This window comes from Mesorhizobium sp. M7A.F.Ca.US.011.01.1.1 (genome assembly GCF_003998295.1).
GTDB lineage: Bacteria > Pseudomonadota > Alphaproteobacteria > Rhizobiales > Rhizobiaceae > Mesorhizobium.
In genome coordinates this window covers 1-3,490 of sequence record NZ_RZRT01000131.1, presented here as the reverse complement: position 1 = coordinate 3,490, position 3,490 = coordinate 1, and the positions used below count along the sequence as shown (strand labels likewise).

The following is a 3,490-nucleotide window of genomic DNA, read 5'->3' as shown; positions in this document are numbered from 1 at the left end:
ATTGTGCCGACAGCACCCGCGTATCGCTCAGGCCTCTTGCAGGCCCGCCTGCGGCGCGGCGCGACATTTGCCGCAAAAGCAGGCCGTATAGCTCCGCCGCCGGGCCGGCGCGCAATCGTAAAAGAAAGGCTGAAAGCAACAGACGCTGCAGACGTACCAGCCTACGCCGCAATAGATTTTTCCGCTTTGGCGGCCAAAGCGGTGACCACACGCATAGCGCCCGACAAAGAAGCGGCGGTTGCGGCGATCCTGAACAAGGTGCGGTCTCTGCGCGCCAACGCATCCGACACCGAGACCTTCGATCGAAATCTGAGCATCGTCGAAGATGCTTTGCCTGATCTAGTCGATGGGTAGGCTAGCATCCGATGCGGCGGAGAGGTCATTGTTGACCTTGTCGCACGAGATCGTCGACGACACATGCCTCAACAGTGTCTCAAGAATCCGCGGCGTCGAATTCAATCGCAAATCCCGCGTCGATCGCGCTTCGCGCAATGAGTCGCCAAGTTCCCAATCCGTGAGTTCGCAAAGCGGAAACATTCCTCTTACAGCGCCGCTAACCTCGGATATCGAAATGCACGGCCTGCCGACATTGTCGATCGGGTAGCGGACAATCGCCCCTGGCGAACGTCCGACAGAGCGGGCACCTGCGCGAGCGCAGGCATATATCGCCTACGAATGGAGCCGTGGTTCTATGCGATCCGCAGTTTTTGCATCGAAAGCGACTGGCACCCCGTGGATGAAGGATGCCACGGCCAATAGCTCCTCCAATTCGCGGTCGGTAGCCCCGCATGCGGGCATGAGTGTTCGAATGGCGCGGATTGCTTGTGCGATGGAGAGGAAATGGGCTTTGCCTCTGGAGAGTACGTAGGCTTCAGCGGCGCTTTCAACTGTGACGGTGTGAAAACTCCTGGTCATCGAGAAAACCTCCCTAAAACCCTCAACGCGATTTACGGCAGGAACTCCGTAGCCTGCAAGGGTCTGTCTGACTCCGAACAATCAGGCGGAGGCAAGGCCGAAGTGACTTTGTTCCTCCTCACCGTAAGCACCATGTGTGAGTTGTATCATTCCAACGCGGTCGACAATCGTGATCTCGCCGCGCTTGGCGTGAACCAGGCCCCGATATTCAAGCATTTGGAGTGCGATGGTAACGCCGGGACGCCGAGCGCCAAGCATGGTCGCCAGAAATTCATGCGTCAGGTATATCCTATTTCCTTCGACGCGGTCTTGGACCATCAGCAGCCAGCGGGCCAACCGCTCCTCGATTTTCGAATGGCCGTTGACCAGTGCCGTCCGGGAGGACTGGACAAGGAACGCATGGGCATAGCGAAGCAGTGACTCGCGAAGGGATTGGCTTGCCGCAATCGCAGAGCGAAGGTTTTCCACCGAGAGAATCCAGCCATTACCTGCGACCTGGATATAGGTTTCGTTGGGAGACCTGTCTTGGCCGAGGATAACGGCAACTCCTGTCATGCCGTCGTGGCCGACGATGCCGACCTCGCTTTGCCGCCCCCCAGTCATCGTAGCGACCACCGACGCGATGCCCATCTCTGGAAAATATACACGCTCGATCGGCTGATATGAGACTTCAAGCTGGGCTTTTATGTTCAGTTGGATGTGATGCATTGACGGCTGCAGTAGCGCGAAATCCTCTGAGGAGAGAGCTTTCAATACATGGTTGCGAAGAAGGGATTGGGGCATGGCTCTCTCCCATACGGGCAAGAGCACGTACCTCTTACTGTCGGCTGCGTCCGAAGGATCTGGCGGCCGATGCGACAGCATAGGCTTCAAATGCGCGACTGGCAAAGAATCCGCCGCTGGCGAAAAGTTGGAGAAAGTCGGCTCCCTCGGTGGAGGGCCAACCGGGCTTTTAAGGCCGATGGCAGAAAGCAGATACGCTGCGGCAGCATTTGACGGCACGTTCCTGCTCTTGATTATTGCCAGTGAGTTGTGTGCGCAGATTGGGAAGGTGGAAGGGCCGGACCCAGGAAGCAGGGCCTCAGGCCGAGGCGCTAATCAAGCGGGTCGGCAAATGATCGCGAAAAGCTCAATACGGCCGGCAACGAAACTAAAGAAGTAGTCGCGCGTTGGACGCGAAACGCTATTCGTCTCTGAGTATGGTTTAGGTCAGGGTGGTCAAGCCAACGTCGCGCAAGGTAATCAATGGGTCGAGCGCTAGTCGAGCGAAGTCGCCCGCTCGTGACGAGGTCACTTTAGCGCCGCCTGCTTTCCGGCCGCTCCAGCTCGCAACGCTCGTGGACAGGGTCCCTGCCGGCGATCGTTGGATCCATGAGATGAAATACGACGGCTATCGTATTCTCGTTGCCGTCGGCGGCGGCAAGGCGCGAGCCTACACACGATCTGGTCTGGACTGGTCTAGCCGTTTTCCTTCGATCCTCTCCGAGGCTCGCAAGCTCAACGTGCGCTCCGCCCTGATTGACGGCGAGGCCGTGGTTGTCGATGCGGATGGAAGATCTAACTTCCAGGCACTTCAGAAGGCATTGAAGGGCGCCCCGACGACTATCGACTATTATGCGTTCGATCTGCTGCAGCTCGATGGCGACGATTTGACTAGGCTTCCTCTCCTTGAGCGCAAGGCGAAACTGGAGGCGATCTTGCCTGCGAAAAATCCGGTCCTTCGGTACTCCGACCATATCCTCGGCCGCGGAGAAGAGCTGCTCGATCGCTTCTGCGCAGCCGGCCTTGAGGGCGTCATCTCAAAGCTCGCGGATTCGAGTTATGTGGCGGCCCGCGGCGCAAGCTGGCTGAAGATCAAATGCATCAAACGGCAGGAGTTTGTGATTGTCGGCTGGACGCCGTCTGACAAGGTCCGCGCGTTTCGGTCCTTGATCCTTGGCGTTCATGACGGCGGCAAGTTGCGTTACGCCGGGAAAGTCGGCACCGGCTTCGATACCGCTGAACTTCTTCGTCTCTTGAAGATCATGACGCCGCTTGAGCAGAAGGCCGCGACCGTGGACGCACCACGCGCCGAAGTGCGCGGCGCACACTGGCTCCGTCCTAAACTGGTCGCTGAGATTGCCTTCACCGAAATGACAAATGAAGGGACGTTACGACATCCGAGCTATCTTGGTCTCCGCGAAGACAAGAAGCCGGAGGCGGTCGTGCTCGAGACGGAACGTCATGCAAGCGACCTCGCGGCATCTGCGACGACCGCCATCGCGATAAGCAACCGTGACCGCGTCATCTATCCGGAGTCCAACATCACCAAGGGACAGCTCGCCGACCATTACGCAGCGGTCGCGGCGATCATGCTTCCTTGGGTTGGCAGCCGGCCGATCAGCCTGGTTCGATGCCCACAGGGCCGCGCGAAGAAGTGCTTCTTCCAAAAACACGACGCCGGCAGCTTTGGCGACAAAGTCCACCACGTCGGCATCAAGGAGAAGGACGGGCACGAGGAACCATATCTCTATATCGACGATGCCGAAGGACTGATGACGTGCGTCCAGATGGGAACGATCGAGCCGCATGGATG

The 3,490-nt window shown here is 58.3% G+C and carries 3 protein-coding genes; 2 read left to right on the top strand and 1 reads right to left on the bottom strand.

Annotated features, from left to right (window positions below; genetic code table 11):
- The coding region (locus EOA13_RS38460) for a hypothetical protein (RefSeq protein ID WP_206535361.1) at positions 1–354 on the top strand (354 nt) is incomplete at its 5' end.
- 642 nt (positions 355–996) lie between these two features.
- Here EOA13_RS38460 and EOA13_RS36605 read toward each other — a convergent pair.
- Positions 997–1,698, bottom strand: coding sequence for a Crp/Fnr family transcriptional regulator (locus tag EOA13_RS36605; RefSeq protein WP_127297986.1), 702 nt, complete (start codon positions 1,696–1,698; stop codon positions 997–999).
- Between the two features lie 593 nt (positions 1,699–2,291).
- Between EOA13_RS36605 and ligD the strand changes: the two genes are divergently transcribed.
- The coding region (gene ligD, locus EOA13_RS36600) for a DNA ligase D (RefSeq protein WP_245490600.1) at positions 2,292–3,490 on the top strand (1,199 nt) is incomplete at its 3' end.

What these genes read in the sequence shown, in the direction of transcription:
- EOA13_RS36605 (WP_127297986.1), bottom strand. Translation starts at nt 1,698, where the DNA reads ATGCCCCAATCCCTTCTTCGCAACCATGTATTGAAAGCTCTCTCCTCA.